Origin of the sequence: Billgrantia tianxiuensis (genome assembly GCF_009834345.1) — a bacterium.
Taxonomy (GTDB): Bacteria; Pseudomonadota; Gammaproteobacteria; order Pseudomonadales; family Halomonadaceae; genus Halomonas; species Halomonas tianxiuensis.
In genome coordinates this window covers 438,710-455,719 of sequence record NZ_CP035042.1, presented here as the reverse complement: position 1 = coordinate 455,719, position 17,010 = coordinate 438,710, and the positions used below count along the sequence as shown (strand labels likewise).

The window sequence follows — 17,010 nt, the reverse complement described above, 5'->3', positions numbered from 1 at the left end:
AGCGCAGCAGGAGGTTAGAACAACTCCTGGGCTGCCCGAGCAGAGACAAGAGTTCATGGATTGGCTCGCCTTCAGTATCGGCAGCTGCACCCACCTCCTTCAGGTAGGGCCTGCATCACGCGATGCAGTACCTTGAAATGGAGCGAGTGCGCGAGGGGAACGATCCAAGGCGCTTTTGGGGAATCAGCTACCCCGCCAGCGCCTCCTCCACCACGGCGCGCGCCTCGTCGCTCATGGGTAGCGTCAGCGCGAGTTCATGGGCGCGCGGCGACATCTTCTTCCAGGTCATCTGCACGATGCGCACCAGGTGGTCGTGCTCCACCTGCTTGGAGAAATCGGCGAAGTAGTTCTCGAGGAACACCAGGCAGGCGCAATCCTCCACCGCCTGGGTGCCCGGATCGCGACCCAGGCCCTGCTTGCGGATCATGCGGGAGACCTCGGCGGCCTCCTCGGCCGGGTAGCCGGCCGCTTCCATCATCCGCGCCGTGGTGTCACCGGCCCGCTTGCCCTGATCGCGGCGCCAGGTGAGATAACCCACCCGCCCTTCGGGATATTCATTTCGCGGCACCTGCCAGCGCTGCAGATGCTGCGCCCGCACGGCGATCTGGATCAGCTCGCTCGGCGCCGCCATCACCCGCTTCAGCCAGGCGCTCATGCGCCCCGCATGCCACAACTCCAGGGGCAAGGATTCACCCTCGACCTCCACACGGCGCGGGTCCTCAGCGTGCAGGGCATCGAGTTCGGCCATGGCACGCTGGAAGGGTGTTTGATCAGACATGGATGGATCCTCGCAAGCCTCTATTGCTACAGCATACCGCACCCGGCTCACGGCATCAGCGCACCAGCCTGTGTGGCAACATCTTCGCCCATTGTGCCGGGCGCAGCGCCTCACTTGCGAGCCCGCAGCCCGGCTCGGCATGATAAGGGGCCCTGTCCCCCGACCCGGAGCCTGCATGACGATCTTCTCACGCCTCAAGGAAGTGGCCTCGCCCACCATCGGCCTGGGCTGCATGAACCTCTCCCACGGCTACGGCAACCCCGTTCCCGAGTCCGAGGCGCTGCGCGCCCTCGAAGAAGCCTTCGAGATGGGCTATCGCCACTTCGACACCGCCACCCTCTACGGTGCCACTGCCAACGAGCAGGTGGTAGGCAAAGCGCTGGCTGGCAAGCGCGATCGAATCTTCCTTGCCAGCAAGTGCGGCATGGCTATGGACCCCGAACTCGGCAGGAAAGTGATCGACGGCCGCCCCGAGACGATTCGACGCCAGTGCGAGGCGAGCCTCCAGCGGCTGCGCACCGACCACCTCGACCTCTACTACCTGCACCGCCTGGACCGCCAGGTGCCCATCGAAGAGAGCGTCGGCACCCTGGCAAGGCTGGTGGAAGACGGCAAGATAGGCGCCATCGGGCTCTCGGAAATCTCCGCCGCCACCCTGCGCCGCGCCAGAACCGAACATCCCATTGCCGCCGTGCAATCCGAATACTCGCTGTGGACCCGCAACCCCGAGATCGCCCTGCTCGACGCCTGCCGCGAAGCCGACACCGCACTGGTCGCCTTCAGCCCGTTGGGGCGCGGCTTCCTGGCCGGCGCCGTGACCGACGCCAACCAGCTCACTGAGAACGACGTGCGCCACGGCATGCCGCGCTTCAGCACCGACAACCTGCCGCAGAACCTGCGCCAGCTGGAAAAACTCCAGGCCATCGCCAGCGAACGGGAAGTCACCACCGGCCAGCTCGCCCTCGCCTGGCTCACGGCCCAGAGCGACGACGTACTCCCCATCCCCGGCACCCGCTCCATCGCCCACATGCGCGAAAACCTCGCCGCCGAAGACCTGCGCCTGGACGCCACCACCCTGGAAAGACTCAGCGCCATCCTGACACCGGACCAGGTCGCTGGCGCCCGCTACGGCGAAGCGCTGCAGGCGGAGATCGATACGGAGGAGTTTGATAGCAATACTGCTTAGCTGCCTGTGCGGCAGCTCACCGAAAGCCCCTGAGCGGCCTAGCTTCCGCGCGTGCCTTTCTGAGCTGCTTGTGCGGCAGCTCACACCATAACCCTACGTACGCAGGGCAGCCCGCGATTTCTGAGCTGCGTATGCGGCAGCTCACTTCCCCTCGCTATGCCGTTTCGCTGCTGCCCTTTTCTGAGCTGCTTGTGCGGCAGCTCACGCCGTGGCCCCGGTGCTGTGCGACACCCTGGATTTCTGAGCTGCGTATGCGGCAGCTCACGCTGCACCAGTCCTCCTCTTCGGTTGGCTTGTTTTCTGAGCTGCGTGTGCGGCAGCTCACGTTCGCGCGGCTGGCGGTGCCGGAAATTTCTGAGCTGCGTGTGCGGCAGCTCACTTCATCACCGCAGAAACCGCTGAGCAGCTTCTTTTTCTGAGCTGCGTGTGCGGCAGCTCACGCTCGCCGGTGGCCGGGTCGGTGACAAGTCGTTTTCTGAGCTGCGTGTGCGGCAGCTCACCTCTGGGCCAGCCCCACCTCGGGGCTGAACACTTTCTGAGCTGCGTGTGCGGCAGCTCACCTGTTGATGCCGAGCTTTTCCTTGAACCAGTTTTTCTGAGCTGCGTGTGCGGCAGCTCACTGAACCGGACGCGGTTGCCGCCGCGTTGATCCTTTCTGAGCTGCGTGTGCGGCAGCTCACCTTCCCGGCCTACGGGCCGGGCTTATTCCCAGTTTCTGAGCTGCGTGTGCGGCAGCTCACTAACGCCAGTTGCTCTTCGCCAATGCATTCCATTTCTGAGCTGCGTGTGCGGCAGCTCACGTCGGCGAATACCTGGCTCAAGCTGTCGCCATTTTCTGAGCTGCGTGTGCGGCAGCTCACAGATCCGGGCGCGGTTGCCGCCGCGTGGTCCCTTTCTGAGCTGCGTGTGCGGCAGCTCACGAGGCGATACGGCTAATGGCGTTGCCGCATGTTTTCTGAGCTGCGTGTGCGGCAGCTCACCTGACCGGCTCGCCTTGGGCGAACTCGGCAATTTTCTGAGCTGCGTGTGCGGCAGCTCACGGTATTCCACCATCACCTCCTCGAATTTGCGTTTTCTGAGCTGCGTGTGCGGCAGCTCACTCCTCGGCGTAGAACAGCACCTCGTCCTCGGCTTTCTGAGCTGCGTGTGCGGCAGCTCACTGGAAGAGGCTGGCACGCCGCTGGCCCATCCATTTCTGAGCTGCGTGTGCGGCAGCTCACGAGGAGCGCCGGCAGCTGCTCATGCGGCTGATTTTCTGAGCTGCGTGTGCGGCAGCTCACACGTAGCGCAGGTCCTCGGCACGCCGCTCCAGTTTCTGAGCTGCGTGTGCGGCAGCTCACCTCCCGGACGGCAGTACGGCGCAGTTTCTCAATTTCTGAGCTGCGTGTGCGGCAGCTCACGTCAGCACGGAAGACCAGGATTTAGAACGACATTTCTGAGCTGCGTGTGCGGCAGCTCACGCCGCGTGTAACCGTAACCGCCTTCATCGGTATTTCTGAGCTGCGTGTGCGGCAGCTCACCTCATCGACGATGTAAGTGCCTCGATCGATAATTTCTGAGCTGCGTGTGCGGCAGCTCACGTCAACTCTTCCAACCTACGAGCGGCCTCTCTTTTCTGAGCTGCGTGTGCGGCAGCTCACCCGCCGCCAGTGAGGCCATTGTTGGCGTTTATTTTCTGAGCTGCGTGTGCGGCAGCTCACGCCACGCTGCGCCCGATCGTCATCCAGATGACTTTCTGAGCTGCGTGTGCGGCAGCTCACCGCTCCGGTAACAGGCTGGCAGCTTCGCCGCTTTTCTGAGCTGCGTGTGCGGCAGCTCACGACGGAACCAAGGTGCGCGCCATGATTACCGATTTCTGAGCTGCGTGTGCGGCAGCTCACCTCATGATGCGCAAGCGCCGACTCGATCATCTTTTCTGAGCTGCGTGTGCGGCAGCTCACAAGGCTATCGGGGGCGTCGGTCAGCTCTTCCGTTTCTGAGCTGCGTGTGCGGCAGCTCACGCCTAACGGCATAAGTTCGCCAGGCAATACGTTTTCTGAGCTGCGTGTGCGGCAGCTCACGGCGAAGGGGTTCATGATTCGCCTCGGGCTTTTTTCTGAGCTGCGTGTGCGGCAGCTCACAAGGAGCTGCGTGTGGCCATGCCCGCCCGCGTTTTCTGAGCTGCGTGTGCGGCAGCTCACGTGGAGGAACTTACTCTGGCTCAGGTGGCAATTTTCTGAGCTGCGTGTGCGGCAGCTCACGTCCAGCTTCTCGCTGAAGCTCGCATCGGCCATTTCTGAGCTGCGTGTGCGGCAGCTCACTGCTTGAGCGCCTGATAGCCGACCTTTCCCAGTTTCTGAGCTGCGTGTGCGGCAGCTCACCTCGAGCACCAGCTCCTCGGCCAGCGGGTGGCTTTCTGAGCTGCGTGTGCGGCAGCTCACGGCGGCGGCGACTGGACGGCAGGCGTCAAGATTTTCTGAGCTGCGTGTGCGGCAGCTCACTCATAGCGGTTGACGACATACCGTCCCACGTTTTTCTGAGCTGCGTGTGCGGCAGCTCACGATTGCATCAGATCGCCTCCATCGCCGAGCGTTTTCTGAGCTGCGTGTGCGGCAGCTCACTCCCGCTTCAGCTCGTCGCTGGCGCTCCACCATTTCTGAGCTGCGTGTGCGGCAGCTCACGCTGGCATGCTCGACGGGTCGGTTCGGGTCGCTTTCTGAGCTGCGTGTGCGGCAGCTCACCGTGCGTCATGCGCACGTGACTTGGCAGAACTTTTCTGAGCTGCGTGTGCGGCAGCTCACATGCAGGTATGGTTCTGCACTCAGCAGGGCGATTTCTGAGCTGCGTGTGCGGCAGCTCACACTGCTGTACCGCTGCGTCCACAAGGTCGGGTTTTCTGAGCTGCGTGTGCGGCAGCTCACTAGGGCCAGATGCGCCCAAGAACACGAAGGCATTTCTGAGCTGCGTGTGCGGCAGCTCACTTTTCTCAGCCCCTATCTCATTTAGTAAGACATTTCTGAGCTGCGTGTGCGGCAGCTCACGAGAAGATGGACCGCATCAGCCGCCTACCACTTTTCTGAGCTGCGTGTGCGGCAGCTCACCACCACTTCCGTTGCAGCTTGTTCTGCTCGATTTTCTGAGCTGCGTGTGCGGCAGCTCACGATAAAGCCCTTGCTGATCGAGATGGCGACGATTTCTGAGCTGCGTGTGCGGCAGCTCACGCCCTCGATACGGCCCAGGCCATGGCGCTTGATTTCTGAGCTGCGTGTGCGGCAGCTCACTGCATTGTCTTGCATGAGGAGCATGGCGAAGTTTTCTGAGCTGCGTGTGCGGCAGCTCACCTTGCGATGGCAGTCGATCCGGTTTTCTCCATTTTCTGAGCTGCGTGTGCGGCAGCTCACTGACTGCTCGATGAGTCGCGCATGTTTTAGCATTTCTGAGCTGCGTGTGCGGCAGCTCACAACCCCTGGTGCCCCGAGGTCATGCACAAGCATTTCTGAGCTGCGTGTGCGGCAGCTCACAGGGTGATGTTCGCCTCGGCACGAATGCCCAATTTCTGAGCTGCGTGTGCGGCAGCTCACACGACGAGTACGTCTGCGCTGACTGCCGTGAATTTCTGAGCTGCGTGTGCGGCAGCTCACCGGATCGAGGCGCTGATTCTTGACATGAACCGTTTCTGAGCTGCGTGTGCGGCAGCTCACCGGCGTGAAGAATGCACTGGCGTTCGCGTAACTTTCTGAGCTGCGTGTGCGGCAGCTCACTTCGACGCTCTGGCCGAACAGGTGAAGACCCTTTTCTGAGCTGCGTGTGCGGCAGCTCACGAGCCTCCGCCCATGCTCTCCACATAGTCAATTTTCTGAGCTGCGTGTGCGGCAGCTCACCCGCGTTGCGGCCGGCGTGTCCGATCCCATCATTTCTGAGCTGCGTGTGCGGCAGCTCACGCAGGGACAGCAGTTCGACCCGCTGGGACCGGTTTCTGAGCTGCGTGTGCGGCAGCTCACGGCCAGCCACTCCATGTGCTTGGGGTACTTGTTTTCTGAGCTGCGTGTGCGGCAGCTCACACGATCCTCAAGCAGTCATGGCGAGGCGGGAATTTCTGAGCTGCGTGTGCGGCAGCTCACGGCACCGACGATTGACCCCGAGCGCCTGGCCATTTCTGAGCTGCGTGTGCGGCAGCTCACCTCACCTTCACGCCGCTCAGCGGCCTCTCCGATTTCTGAGCTGCGTGTGCGGCAGCTCACTCGTGCGCGGCGGCGGCCTGGCGGGCCTTATATTTCTGAGCTGCGTGTGCGGCAGCTCACGCCTGGCAGCGCCGCACCTGATGCCATTACAGTTTCTGAGCTGCGTGTGCGGCAGCTCACCAGCCCGAGATCGCGCGGGCCAAGCTGGCGCATTTCTGAGCTGCGTGTGCGGCAGCTCACGGCATGGCTGACATGCTCGAGCGCATCGCAAATTTCTGAGCTGCGTGTGCGGCAGCTCACGCGGTAGTGCCGCTTGCGGGCCGCGTCCACCATTTCTGAGCTGCGTGTGCGGCAGCTCACGTGGCAGAGCTTCGCGACAGTAACGGCGAGTTTTTCTGAGCTGCGTGTGCGGCAGCTCACTGATGCGTCACGTTGGAAAAGTCATGCCGAATTTTCTGAGCTGCGTGTGCGGCAGCTCACAGCCTAAGTCCATCGATTACATTGCGAGTAAATTTCTGAGCTGCGTGTGCGGCAGCTCACTCACTGACGAAAGCCAAGCGGTGGTGCTGGCCTTTCTGAGCTGCGTGTGCGGCAGCTCACGTTGTACCAATCGCTTGATTAGTGTCGGGTTATTTCTGAGCTGCGTGTGCGGCAGCTCACGCGGTACCCTGGGCACGCATCTCACGCAGGACTTTCTGAGCTGCGTGTGCGGCAGCTCACCTTCTCGCGGAGCGCCGCGGCCGAGGAGATCTTTTCTGAGCTGCGTGTGCGGCAGCTCACCATAGGTGGCAGCGACCGCCTTGATGCCCCCATTTCTGAGCTGCGTGTGCGGCAGCTCACGTGGTCACGCGTGAGGCCGCCGGATACTACGATTTCTGAGCTGCGTGTGCGGCAGCTCACCGCCCCGGCCTCGATGTTCTGCACCTGCTCGATTTCTGAGCTGCGTGTGCGGCAGCTCACGCCGGCATCGAGTCCGACCGCCTGCACCTGACTTTCTGAGCTGCGTGTGCGGCAGCTCACTCGAGAACGCCCCGTATCGGATCGCCAACATGTTTCTGAGCTGCGTGTGCGGCAGCTCACGCTGCGACAGTTTAGAGTGGCTGGTGGCCTGTTTTCTGAGCTGCGTGTGCGGCAGCTCACACGGCGACCTCGGATGCGGTGGCCTCGTTCGATTTCTGAGCTGCGTGTGCGGCAGCTCACTGGGCGGCGATGATCAAGCGGCAGAAGTGGGATTTCTGAGCTGCGTGTGCGGCAGCTCACAGATGGCCAAGAACTTCGATCCGAAGAAATACTTTCTGAGCTGCGTGTGCGGCAGCTCACAATACGTGCCACTCGCCACCCCTGCCAGTACATTTCTGAGCTGCGTGTGCGGCAGCTCACAGTGCCGCCAGCGTTCGTTGCTTTCAGAACTTTTTCTGAGCTGCGTGTGCGGCAGCTCACATGCCGTCAATGTGACCTAGCGATGTTCCATATTTCTGAGCTGCGTGTGCGGCAGCTCACTGTTCGCTCTCTTGACCGCAAGGTCGAGTCAATTTCTGAGCTGCGTGTGCGGCAGCTCACTTGAGCAAGCGTGAGCACTACCTGCTCGGCGATTTCTGAGCTGCGTGTGCGGCAGCTCACCATCTGAGCATCGGCAGCCGCATTGATCGTCATTTCTGAGCTGCGTGTGCGGCAGCTCACCTGATCCGCATCGGCGGCAAGTTCGGGCTGATTTTCTGAGCTGCGTGTGCGGCAGCTCACTGCAGGAGCTGGCCCAGCTCGAGGCCGAAAACTTTCTGAGCTGCGTGTGCGGCAGCTCACATCGAGCGCGTGCAGCAGGATGCCGAGTGGCTTTTCTGAGCTGCGTGTGCGGCAGCTCACCTCGCCCTCGCTCAGCACGTACACCAGGTGCATTTCTGAGCTGCGTGTGCGGCAGCTCACCTGGCAAGACGGCAAGACGAGGAGAGGCAGATTTTCTGAGCTGCGTGTGCGGCAGCTCACTCCGACGTGGTAGCCATTGGCCTCGAGATGCCTTTCTGAGCTGCGTGTGCGGCAGCTCACGCCATCCGTGGCCAGGGAGCATCCTTACTTAATTTCTGAGCTGCGTGTGCGGCAGCTCACATGTCAGGCAAGCAGCAAACGGAAATGCTCGATTTCTGAGCTGCGTGTGCGGCAGCTCACCAGACGCTGTGCTTTGGCCGAGAGGCCGAGCATTTCTGAGCTGCGTGTGCGGCAGCTCACACCGATGCCCCCTCTCTGATCATCCGCCGCAATTTCTGAGCTGCGTGTGCGGCAGCTCACGTCGTCGTCGCGCTGCAGCTCACGCCACAGCATTTCTGAGCTGCGTGTGCGGCAGCTCACTGCAGGTAGACGCGCCCGCCCGGGATGATCTCTTTCTGAGCTGCGTGTGCGGCAGCTCACTAGAACAGTTTCAAGTTAAGCGATTGATTGTTAAAGAGCAATGCTTCCAAAGAGCAACGCCTCCCTTTTCAGAGAGGCGCTTCTAACAAACTGATTTTCCTGGAACTAAGAATCCTCTCTAGAAAAGGGTCAAAACCAGGGCACCGTAGCCTCGCTGCTCAGTCCGTAATGATTAAAGCTGCCTGCGACAGGCTGAGACTGCGGCTGGCCATGCTCGATGAATAGCGCAAACCGCTGACCACTTGAGCGGCTGCTGACCTGCACGAAAGGCAGGGCGATCTGCCGGGCGGCAGGTGCCTCCATCAAGCGCTGCGCCTCTTGAAATTCGATGCCGTGACGTTGTGCATACCGCCTGGCTCGGCTGGGGCCTCCGGTGTTGAACTGTCGGCGCCGCACGACCCGGTGCTTTGCATCGGCAGGCACAGCTTGAATAGATGCCAGCGTGATGTGATCACGCATGCCAGTGAGCCACGAGATCACCATCAGTTGCTCTAATCGCGACTGCTCAGCATGCAATCGCAGCCGGTCTCCCGGCGTACGGGCACGCACGCCGAGTTTGTAATCCGGAAAGCTGACGCCGATGTCATTGGCCTCTAGATCGAAAAGGGCACGATGCAACTTGCTGTATAGCGCCCCCATCAGCATCGCAGCTGGAAAGTCCGGATCGGGCCGCAAGCGGATATCGATATAGTGATCCATGGCTTACCCCGCATCGCCGAATACGCCGCCACGGATAAGGGTTGCCATAACGAAGTGCTGCTGTTCGGCGGGTGGCACTTGGTCCTTGAGCAACCAGTTATCGAGCAGGTTGTAGAAGTCCATTTTCTGCTTCGGCTGACGGTAGGCACTTCCCTGAGTGGTCACCGAGCCGTAGGGCTCCACGGCGATTGGGCCAAGGTCACTGCCATCTTCCGGCGCCGGATACCAAGTGTCGATGGTGCGCAGGGCGTTGCCCAATTTCTGGGAGTGGATGGCGGCAGTTTTGTCGTCTCCAATGCTGTAGAGCGTCTTGCTCTTGTCTCCCCGGCTGCGATCCAGAATCAGCTCTTGAGAGGGGAAGACTTCCTGTCCTGCTCCAACCCGGGCAAAGGCCACCACATCCAATAGCAGATAACGCTCACCGGACAGCGCCTCATTAATGAGTTCGCCTAGCTCCCGAGTCTTTTTGCTGCCTTCAAAGCTTCGCAGAGAGTGATCGAGCGCATCGAAGGTCCACTGCTTCTCCGCTTGGCCATCTTTCATCTGGCTAACGATGACTTCAATTTCTTCGGCACCGACACGATTGCGCCACAAGAACCGGCCATTGGCGAGATTGCAGGCATAGCGGTGAGCAAGCTCTCCAAAGCCATGCTCGTTGACATAACCCGTTACCGTCTGTGCCAGTTTCTTCTGGTATTCAGCGTTGTTGCAGGCGGAAGGCGTACCAGCTCCGGCCAGCACGCGCAGCGTGAAATGCACGGCCAAGGTATCGGCATCGTGCGGCAGCGCTGCGACGTCGACAGTCTGCAAATTAGGGTTTTCAATGGCGGCATCCAGCTTGGCCGGATCTTGATCCTTGGCCTTCAGCCGGTTGGAAATGGTGCCACGAACTGATTTCTCGCGTACGGGGATGCCGCTCCACTTCGCATGCTGAGTGCGGTCTTTCCAGCTGCCAGCACTGAACAGTGCATCGGACGGATCGAGCTTGCGCTCGAAGGCGAGGACGGAAGCGGTTTTGAGTGTGTCGTTCTTGGCCATGTGAGATTTCCTGCGTCAGTCGTTGTTCAAGGTATCGGTGTAGGCGTTGCTCAAGCGATAGAGACCACGTTCGAGATCGTTCTCCACGAACCACATCAAGGCTTCGGGATGCTTGATTCGGTGAGGGCTTACCCATTCGCCGATCGAGTAGAGACTTTCGACGAACTGGAACGGCACTTCAGGGTCTCGGGCATTAGCCACCGTGCCCGGATCGAACAGATCGGAAATGGCGCCGTAGCCCACGGGGATCGGCACTAACCAGCCGGGGTACGGGCGGCGAACCTCCCAGCTGACCTGCTCCTTGCCGTTATCGTCTTCGCCCTTGGTGATCCGGCACTCGTGGTTGAGCCGTGACAGGTCGAGCCAAGCGTCCAGCGGTGTAGCACTCTCGTCATGTGCTTTCAGTGTGGCGGTATGCTCAGTGAGCCGATCCTCCCGGAGTACCAGTGCAAATCCCGGCAACAGCTTGCGCTTGAGCCGACGCCATTGCTGCGCTCCTTTTTCCTCATCGGCATCGAAGCTGGTCAGCTCCGGCCGGTAGCGCCGCTCACCGGGACGGGGCGGCATCACACTGCCACCCGCAATGCGCATGCCCTGAACTTGCTGATAAAGCCGTTTAGCGATCTCTTGGCGGCGCTCGGCGCTTTTCAGGTCGTCCCCCCCGTCTGCCTCGAGACCAATCAGTAGCGTGACTTCCAGATGAGCCCGGCCCTCCTCGACGATGGCCGCCGTGCTGCCAGTCTTGTCCACAGGATTGCGGGTGAGGTGAAAGGCACGAGTGAAGCCTCCCGATGTGACTTGAGGGTCGAGGCGATGACACACCACCCCGATTTCATTGAAGACCAGCTTGATATCATCCGGCAGGTTGCGCTCCAGCGCCTGCATCAGCCCCATGAAGGCGCTCATGGCAGGAAAGCCCCAGGTCATTGGGCTGGAGATAGCATTGGCGTTCTGGATGCGCAGCCGGGGAAGCAGAAGAAGATGCTGGATCATGCTGCGTCTCCTTGGTCATCATCTTCATCGCGTAACGCTTCTTGCAGATCGTCGAGCTGACGTCGGAACTCGGTCACGATGCCCTCAAACTGGCGTTTCCAATGGTGGTGTTCCGCATCGCCGAAGCCGAGAGGGCTGTTGTAGCTCAGCTCACGATTAAGCCAGTTGGCCGCACGTGAGCTGATGAATTCGTTCCAGTTCGATTGTCGGCGCGCCTCGGCAAACTCGCTATCCTCATCGGCTCGACCTGGATCCAGCCAATACTGCTCTTCCAAAGCAAGCTGGCACTTCTCATCAGCCGTCCAGCCAGGCGCCAAGGAGTGAATGTCGAAGGTGAACAGCATCAGCTCGTCGATCAGCATGGCGGTGAGGTCGTCACGCAGGTCACGAGTGTGCATGTTCTTGGCGGGATCGGTTTCGAGAAAGCGCTTGAGCTCATCCATGATGCGCCAAACGTTCGGGCGCCTTTTGAATGCGCGGAAGGCGTCTCGCATCGGTGCATACACCTCGCGTGACGCCCAGTTTGGCGGTAGCGATGCCAGCAGATAGTTCTGGCCACCTCGTTCGCTATTGAGCTGCGAGATATTCTGCGGCTTGGTGCCACCGAGCTTCTGGACGGCCAGATTGGGGTAACTGGTATAGCCGTCCTCGAACGGTGCCTTGTCCTTCAACGCCTTACGTGCTGCCTTGTTGTGATCGCCAAAGAACCAGGTATTGGGACTGACCTGCGCATAGAAGCGGTGAGTAAGCGCAGTGGCATAGAGCGGTGCCAGCAGACGGTAGCTTTTATCATCGGAAGGATCATCGCCGACCAGCCAGTAGAGCTGTTTACCCATCACATGGGAGCTAGGCGTCCCCTTGGACTCGGTGATGCTAGCGAAGGCGCGTACCCAGCTTTCAGCTTCCTCGCGATCTTGGCTCAAGGCATCGATCAGTGCTTCGTCGAAATCGAGTGCCCGCTCCAGCAGCGTACGCCCTTGCCACTCCAGTTTCAGGAACTTGTAGACATCAAGCGCTGCCGCGTTGCCAACGACGTCGCCCTGAAAATCGGCAGGCAGGCAGTGGCTGCCGACCAGGTCACCTTGACTTAGCTGGCCGGGCTCGACGTAGAGGTTCGTGCCCTTGGCATCCGGATGGATTGCCTTCAGGGAGTGAGTGACTACCTGAAGCTGGCCGACACGGCGGGCCGCATCGGCCAGCCAGGCTTGCGGATCGAACTGCTGCTGGAGTTCGAGATACTTGGGATCGTCTGCTGGGAGTTTTTCCGTCTTGGTCGCGAATCGATCATGGATAAAGCCATGTATTAAAGCTTGGATCGTGGGTGGACTATGAGTGTGTTCAGGCATAGAAATCCCCGCTGCGTGTTGTCTCTTCTTTATCGTTTCTTCACAAACCCCAGCGCCGGATGAAAATGCCAACCCTGCGGGGCGTGGTTCGTTTTCAGGCGGATGCGGCCAAAGCGCTGGGCGCATCGCTCTAGCTCCACGTCCATGGCCTCGGCTTGATCCGCCAATGCGGCCATGTAGTCGGGTTCGTTCCAGGGGGCGATGCGTGGTTGGTGGAAAACATCCTCCGGTATCCGGCCCAGCTCGGTCTCCACGCGTGTCAGCCTCTCCTCCCTGCCGTCCTGCTCCACTCGCCAGAAGCCGTAGTCTTCCTCTGTCTCATCCGGGAGCAGTACGAATTCGCACTCCGGTTCGCTGTCCTCCCGGAAAGGATGGTGCTGTATCGGTAGCGCCCCGAGGGTCATCGATGCAGGGCGATAGAAGAGATAGGCACCGAGATGAATCTGCGCCGACTCACCGCGACGCCTGCGCCGCTGGCGCCCAGGAGCAGCATCGGCACCCTCGATCATGAGCGCGGCAAGTCGCGCATGCTCGAGATCGACCAGCTTCTGAGCCGGCTCTAGCACCTCGCCCGGTAGCAGGCGTGGGCGAGAGTCGATATGGTCGATCTCAGCCTCTCTCAGAAGCTCCGCCAACTGGTGCGACCTCAGCGGCCAGTCCCGCTCGGTCTCGAAACCTGGCCGGCTGAAGGCCGGCGTGACCCGTTTCAGGTGCCGAACGTTGGTCCCAAGCAGTGCAATGTTGGGGGCATGGACGGGGGCAGGACGGTGGCGGCGCACGCGACCGGCAAGCTGAATGATTGAGCGCATCGATGAGGGCTCGACCACGGCCCAGTCATAATCGTGGTCCCTACCAACCTCGGTGACCGGCGACCCAAGCACGATAAAAAGCTGATCTTGAGCGGAGCAGCCGCCGATCCGCGCACGAATGTCGGCGAGATCGAAAACGGCATCCTCGCTGCGTCGGTCGAGCGTTCGGTCCAGGCGTGCTTCCAGGCGTGAGCGCAGCAGCAGCGGAAACTGGGAGTGGTAGACGCAAAGGTGAATTTGCCAACCTTCCGGAATTTCCGACCGGTAGAGCGCCTGGGCAACGGCGACCAGCGGCTCAATATTAGCCATCCGCACCAGGCCGAAGCTGACTCGCTTGTCGCTATGGGGATCGACCGAGTGGTGCTGCTCGTGGAGTGAGTAAGCTTCGGTGAGTATCGTCTGGGCGACCGCTGCATGAACGGCGTCCGGATGGGCGGTGGGAGCAGACAATGGTACGAGGTAGCCACGGCGGGCCGGCGCCTGCTCACCGAGCCGAACGGCGCGCTGCTGAGCGAACTGCTTATGAGCGGCATCGAACTGCTCACCCTCGGCACACTGCTGTTGGGCGCAGCCATATTCGTCGAACCAGGCACAACAGGGATTCACGGGAGTGCCTGGAACGCCGCGATGATGCTGATACTCTGCGCGACCGGCACGATAGGCCTCGAACAGCCCACGCACCAAGGCGGGTGGCAGCGTGGCCGAGGAGAGTAGTACCCGCGAGCCGAGCAGCCCTGCCCAGTACACCAGGCGCGTCAGGCCGGGTAGATCGCTGATGTCGAAGTCATCCGGCTCATCGAGCACGAGGTCGCTGCTCATCAGCCGCAGCATGGGGGCGATCTGATGACCACCGCGCAGGCTCTCCGTGGCCGGTATGAGGTGATCGATGGTACATACCAACACCGGCGCACCGATCAGCGCTCGGGCATGCGGGTCATTCGCGGCTCGCGACAGCAGCGGATGTTCATCGACCTGACCTTCGAAATGGACATGGCTCTGCTCATCCAGCAATGCGGCGCGGGACTCCGAGCCACCGCTCTCACGCTGCTGGTGCTCGAAGAGCACACAGCTGGCACTGCCACCCACTCGGATGGCCAAATCGTCGCTACCCAGCCCAAGTCTCTCGCGATAGACCTGCCCGGTTTGCAGGGTGAGCGTTCTCAGGCCAAGGGCTATCGAGAAGCGAGCGCCTTCCTCGGGATCGCTCAAGGCGTACATGATTCGGCCGTTGGCAATGGTCTTGCCACAGCCGGTAGAGGCCATGTTGATGCCGAAGAAGCCATGCTCGCGAGCCTTGTCACGCAAGCCTGTCGCTAGATCGAAGGCTTTGTCCTGCCAGCGAAAGCGAGGGTCGCTGCTACGCTGGCGAAAGCCCTTGTGCCGCGCAATCCGAGGCAGGGCTTTAGACATGTCCGGCAAGCGGTGAACGATTTCACCCGCCGCCCGGGTTACACCCAGCAGGTGCTCCTCCAACGGCTGGCATAGCTGACGCTTACCATTCAGCACAGCGGTATTGGCGTATAGCGCGGTTGTCCAAGCACCAGGAAGCCGCCCAGTGCCGGTCAGGCTCGAATAGTGGTGATCCGCCAGCATCAATGCCAAACGCGCCAGATGCATGACGTAGGGAGACTCCAGGGGTGGTGTCGACACCCTAACTTCTTTTAGCTGCCGCACCAGCCGCCGACTGCGCTGCCGCCATGCGTCAGTCGTGACAGGCAGGCCATGGGGAAATTCCCAGTACGGCCTGACGTCCTGTATCTCGGCCAATTCGACACATTCGTTCCAAGCCGCCGTGATGGCGTTGGGGAGCGTAGGTAGGTTGGCTGCGTTCATATCGGCACGAGCCCCGACCCATTTTTGCCGCCCGTTGTCATCGTAGGCCGGCAACGCCGGCAGGCGATGGTGGCTGAGCACCAGCCAGCCTATCGCTGCGGCAAGTGGCGGCAATTTGATGAAAGGCGCTTTCTCCTCTTCGGCGGCATCAGTCACTCCATCGCTTTTGAGGTAGTCCAGCCAGCGTTCATCGTCGTCCGGCGTGGGCTGTTCGAGGCGAGAAAGCCAGGTTTCATCATCGTCTTCGCCCACGAAGGCTTCCAGCAAACGCAGCGACACCCATTCGTGCCGGTAACGGTTACGCCCCTCCAAACGGCCATGGAGCCGGTCCTGGAATGCGCGGCTGGCCTTACCGAGGTCATGAAACAGGGCGGCCATGGAAGCCAGCAGATGGATCAGGCGGCCGCTGTGCCAATCATTCTCATCCTCGGCGCGCAGGATATTGCGGCAGGTGGTGTTGGTCGGTGACGCCCCTTTCGCATTGAACTGAGCGGCATTGCCGACAATCCACAACAGCTCGCTGTGGTCCCGCCCGCGAATCCAGTGGCAGGCCACGGCGGTGTTCTTGCGCGCCGTCTTGCGCAGCAGCTTTCTCAGCGTATCGAGCCCCACCTGGGTAATCGGCGTCTGCCAGGTACGATCACCACGTCGCTCAGCGAACTGATCGAGGATGCGCCGCGTCTCCTTGAGCGCGTTCTTGCTGCACTGGGAGACCAGCAGGACATTCATGGCTCCGTCGCTCCTAGATCTCCGGCGACCGCCTTCAGGGTATCGATCATGAAGTCCAGAGACTCGGTTCTGGTCAGCCGTTCGATGCACGCCTGGCGAAACTCCTGCTCCTCATCGCCCTGCATGGCGGAGAGAAACGCCTGGGGCAGTATGACCGCGTCCTTGACCAGATCGGCCACATCGAACACCAAGCCTCCGCGGCGTGTCTTTCCGTGCAGCACCGCCAAACCATGGGGAATGCCGAGAACCCAGGTAGCCGTAGCCGCCAAGCCATAGGCCAGGTAGTTACCGTGGTCGAGGAAACGGTTGGCAGGATCGGCACCGCTGCCCCGCTTGGCGCGGGTGAATTCCCCGTAGCCCACGGCCTGGGTAGCGAGTTTGAAAAGCAATTTGGTCAGGCGCGCTTCAAGAGTGAGGAGATCGGTGGTACTGGGTGACTTCTCGATGGCTTCGCGATGCGTCGCCAAGGCCTGGTGAAGCGCATCCGCCGAAAACGAAAAACCGGCCTCCTTGAGCGAATGGCCGGTCCATAGTGATTCGATTCTGTCGAGACGCGCGAGCTGGAAGGCTTTTGCCGCCGCCAGCCGCTTCTCATCATCGAACCAGAAGCGCACCCAGTACTGAAGATACTCGGTGGGTCGGTATTCGCTCTGGGGAGTCAGCCAGGCGACATCGACATCCACCTCGTTGGCGGCAAATAGCGGCGTACCGCCACCACCGCAGAAGCCAACCAACACACCGGCCTTGGCCAGCTCACGCATGGCCGCCTGTGTAATGGACGTACCCGTGCCGAGCAATAGCGAGGTCGTATTGGCAATGGGGATATTCCAGTACCGCGAGCGGCTTCCCTCGTCGGTGACGTACTCGACACGACCGCCATTGACCAGCACGCGACAGTGCTGCAGGTAGTAAAGATTTGCGCGTTTCGAGTGCAGGATCGTTTTTAGATCCGAAGGCGAAAGGTCATCCATGAGTTCCCTGTCGTACTTTTTTATATGTATCTGTTTAGTAATCTATATAAGCATTCCTTGCTAAGCGA

Annotated in this window: 7 protein-coding genes, 1 pseudogene and 1 CRISPR repeat array; of the genes and pseudogenes, 1 reads left to right on the top strand and 7 read right to left on the bottom strand. The window is 60.9% G+C overall.

The window, feature by feature from the left end; all coding sequences use genetic code 11:
• Positions 1 to 187: 187 nt before the first annotated feature.
• Positions 188 to 778, bottom strand: coding sequence for a DUF4202 domain-containing protein (locus EKK97_RS02040; protein WP_159548456.1), 591 nt, complete (start codon positions 776 to 778; stop codon positions 188 to 190).
• Between the two features lie 232 nt (positions 779 to 1,010).
• Between EKK97_RS02040 and EKK97_RS02035 the strand changes: the two are divergent.
• Positions 1,011 to 1,946 (top strand): annotated as a pseudogene (locus EKK97_RS02035) (aldo/keto reductase); the annotation flags it as partial.
• Positions 1,947 to 1,956: 10 nt separating this feature from the next.
• A CRISPR array of direct repeats spans positions 1,957 to 8,524; the repeat unit is 28 nt; unit sequence TTTCTGAGCTGCGTGTGCGGCAGCTCAC.
• Positions 8,525 to 8,653: 129 nt separating this feature from the next.
• On the opposite strand, the gene cas6f reads toward EKK97_RS02035, so the two are convergent.
• Genes cas6f through cas1f form a run of 6 tightly spaced genes read right to left on the bottom strand, consistent with a single transcriptional unit; the run spans position 8,654 to position 16,942 of the window.
• Entirely contained in the window at positions 8,654 to 9,223 is a 570-nt protein-coding gene (gene cas6f, locus EKK97_RS02030; protein WP_159548453.1) for a type I-F CRISPR-associated endoribonuclease Cas6/Csy4, read from the bottom strand.
• Positions 9,224 to 9,226: 3 nt separating this feature from the next.
• Positions 9,227 to 10,261 carry a type I-F CRISPR-associated protein Csy3 gene (gene csy3 / locus EKK97_RS02025; RefSeq protein ID WP_159548450.1) on the bottom strand — a complete coding sequence of 345 codons (1,035 nt, stop codon included), beginning with the start codon at positions 10,259 to 10,261 and terminating at the stop codon, positions 9,227 to 9,229.
• A 15-nt stretch (positions 10,262 to 10,276) separates the two neighbouring features.
• A complete protein-coding gene (csy2, locus tag EKK97_RS02020) occupies positions 10,277 to 11,254 on the bottom strand; it encodes a type I-F CRISPR-associated protein Csy2 (RefSeq protein WP_159548447.1) in 978 nt (325 codons plus the stop codon).
• Entirely contained in the window at positions 11,251 to 12,600 is a 1,350-nt protein-coding gene (gene csy1 / locus EKK97_RS02015) for a type I-F CRISPR-associated protein Csy1 (protein ID WP_159548444.1), read from the bottom strand. Before csy1 ends, csy2 begins: the two co-directional genes overlap by 4 nt.
• A gap of 29 nt (positions 12,601 to 12,629) precedes the next feature.
• Positions 12,630 to 15,971 carry a type I-F CRISPR-associated helicase Cas3f gene (cas3f, locus tag EKK97_RS02010; protein WP_159548441.1) on the bottom strand — a complete coding sequence of 1,114 codons (3,342 nt, stop codon included), beginning with the start codon at positions 15,969 to 15,971 and terminating at the stop codon, positions 12,630 to 12,632.
• A complete protein-coding gene (gene cas1f, locus EKK97_RS02005; protein WP_159548438.1) occupies positions 15,968 to 16,942 on the bottom strand; it encodes a type I-F CRISPR-associated endonuclease Cas1f in 975 nt (324 codons plus the stop codon). The genes cas3f and cas1f overlap by 4 nt, the downstream gene beginning before the upstream one ends.
• Between the last annotated feature and the right edge of the window lie 68 nt (positions 16,943 to 17,010).

What these genes read in the sequence shown, in the direction of transcription:
- EKK97_RS02040 (WP_159548456.1), bottom strand. Translation starts at nt 778, where the DNA reads ATGTCTGATCAAACACCCTTCCAGCGTGCCATGGCCGAACTCGATGCC.
- cas6f (WP_159548453.1), bottom strand. Translation starts at nt 9,223, where the DNA reads ATGGATCACTATATCGATATCCGCTTGCGGCCCGATCCGGACTTTCCA.
- csy3 (WP_159548450.1), bottom strand. Translation starts at nt 10,261, where the DNA reads ATGGCCAAGAACGACACACTCAAAACCGCTTCCGTCCTCGCCTTCGAG.
- csy2 (WP_159548447.1), bottom strand. Translation starts at nt 11,254, where the DNA reads ATGATCCAGCATCTTCTTCTGCTTCCCCGGCTGCGCATCCAGAACGCC.
- csy1 (WP_159548444.1), bottom strand. Translation starts at nt 12,600, where the DNA reads ATGCCTGAACACACTCATAGTCCACCCACGATCCAAGCTTTAATACAT.
- cas3f (WP_159548441.1), bottom strand. Translation starts at nt 15,971, where the DNA reads ATGAATGTCCTGCTGGTCTCCCAGTGCAGCAAGAACGCGCTCAAGGAG.
- cas1f (WP_159548438.1), bottom strand. Translation starts at nt 16,942, where the DNA reads ATGGATGACCTTTCGCCTTCGGATCTAAAAACGATCCTGCACTCGAAA.